Genomic DNA, 2,251 nt, shown 5'->3' with positions numbered 1-2,251 from the left:
CGTAGTCTTTGTTTGGTTGTTTCATATTTAAATTATATCTAACTTAAGAACCTTGGAAGTTTCCATTAAGGGAAAATAATTAAATATTATATTTTGTATAATTAAAATGTAAATCTAATAGGTGTTGAAATTATATTAATTTAGATTACCAAAATTTGTATAAACAATTATACGATACGAAGGGAGAAATAATGGACAAAAATAAAGTAATAGCAATCTATGTAGATATGAGGAATTCTACAAAAATTGATGATGATAAAGTTAAGTGAGATTCTTATAATGAGTTTTACAAACTTTTTAAATCTATAAAAACAAAAGAAGGTGGATATAAAATTTCAAGAGCATATCCTGCTGGTGATGGAATTCTATTAGTTTCTAAATGCAAGCTTTTAGAAACTAAAAAATTAAATGATCTTTTTGTAGAGGTGCAAGATAAAATAAATCTGTTTCATAAAAAAACTAACCAAAAAGTTGGGGTAGGGGCTTCATATGGTTATTCTATGGATATTCAAGTTGAATCAATGAGTGGTGAAAGTGAAGTCGAAACTGTAGGAACTCCATTAGATTTGGCGGCTAAAGGTTCAAATAATGGTAATAAAAATTCGGATTTTATTTGATTTATTTCAAATAATAAGAGTGTGAAAAAACTTCCAAATCATGAAAATCAGAAACTAATTAATAAATTGAAAGAGTGTGAAAAAATTAGTGAATACAAGGAATCATCATCAGGTAATTTTAGATTTAATTTCTAATGAGTAATAAAATATTGTATAATTTATTTGCAAAGGATGGAGACTTTCGGGAATCCTCCAAAAGATGAGCTTAGGCTCTTTTTTTTTGTATAATGTTTTAATGAGTAATAAATATTTCCTTACACACAAAAATGTGGAAGAACAAATAGAAATTTTAATATCAAGAGGAATTGACGTTGATGACAAGAAGATACTTGAATCAATAAACTATTCACACTTAATTTATAAGTATGGAATTCACTATCTGCAAAATAAAGAAAATTTAAATGTTTATAGGAAAGGGGTGAAACTTTCCCATTTATATAACTTATTTTTGTTTAATAATGATTTATCTATGAAGTTATTAAAAATAATATTCAAATTTGAACACAGTCTTAAATGAGCTATAGCATATGAATTAACTACCATAAACCCCCTTAATTACTTAAATAATGATTTTTATTCAAAGAGTGGTGCAAATTACCCTGATGAAATTGTGTTTTTTATCGAAAATATGAAAAAATTAGAAAAGAATAAAAGAAGAAAGTATAAGGAGGAATATTACATTTCAGGTAAACTCCCTTTATGATTGTTAGTAGATGAAATGGCTTTCGGGCAGTTGAGAATGCTGTTAAAGTTAACTGCAAGTAGCGTGAATGTTGCGGAAAAACTACGAGTAACACAAAATAAAAATATTTTTTTAAAATATTTAATTACAGTTAACACATACAGGAATATTATTTGCCATGCAAACCCATTAAAAGCACTTTCCCAGACCAATAGTGGTAAAAAAGTAACTCTAAAAAATCTAATTAAGTTTATAAAGAGTTATTATCATAAAGATTTTTTAGAAATAAAGTTGTTTTTCGATAACTTTGATTTCTCAAAAATAAATATTGAAAAAGAAAAATTGATTGATATATTGGGATTGAATACTTTTTTTAATTAACTATAAAAATCACATAAAGATTTTAACTAAGATTAGTTTGGATTTTTTATAAAGCATTAATAACGATCTTAACCTAACCTTTTTATTTTTTGGTATTTTGATTTCGGTTGAACTAAATAAGTATTTGCCTTCAAACTCTTAAGCAAACATTATCCAAAATAAGCAGTTGAGTTATATATTAAAAGACAAGAATTCATTTGAAACTTACCGCAAGAAATAATATGAAGGATTATCTTAAAATCGTAGTGGTTTTAAATTTTTTTATACCTAAAAAATAATTAAAAGGAGAACAAATGGAAAAATATAAATGTTATAGCGTGCTAAGATTGAACAATGCTTAAACAAAACCGTTTTTGAATTAAAACCAATTGCTATCCCACTAAGCCAAAAAGTTTGTGCTAAGGAAGGAACAATGGATTCCTTGGACAAAAAGGTTGCTAATAAACTATTAAACACAACTATAACTAGAGAGAAGATAAAAACAAGATCAAGTCGTTGTTATTTTTGAAGTGAACAAGAATAGTTTTTATTATGAAAAACAAAAAGATAAAATACTTTGATGAAAATTAAC

At 25.7% G+C, this 2,251-nt stretch carries 2 protein-coding genes; both read left to right on the top strand.

All coding sequences use genetic code 4. The features are described 5' to 3' along the window. The first annotated feature begins 191 nt into the window (after window positions 1–191). A complete protein-coding gene (locus C4B24_RS04595) occupies window positions 192–752 on the top strand; it encodes a hypothetical protein (RefSeq protein ID WP_131599602.1) in 561 nt (186 codons plus the stop codon). Between the two features lie 133 nt (window positions 753–885). Further along, a complete protein-coding gene (locus C4B24_RS04590) occupies window positions 886–1,680 on the top strand; it encodes an Abi family protein (protein ID WP_168388364.1) in 795 nt (264 codons plus the stop codon). Window positions 1,681–2,251: the final 571 nt, after the last annotated feature.

The sequence above is a fragment of the Mycoplasma marinum genome (assembly GCF_004335975.1).
Lineage (GTDB): Bacteria > Bacillota_I > Bacilli_A > Mycoplasmatales > Metamycoplasmataceae > Mycoplasma_K > Mycoplasma_K marinum.
This window is presented reverse-complemented; position numbering and strand designations above follow the sequence as displayed.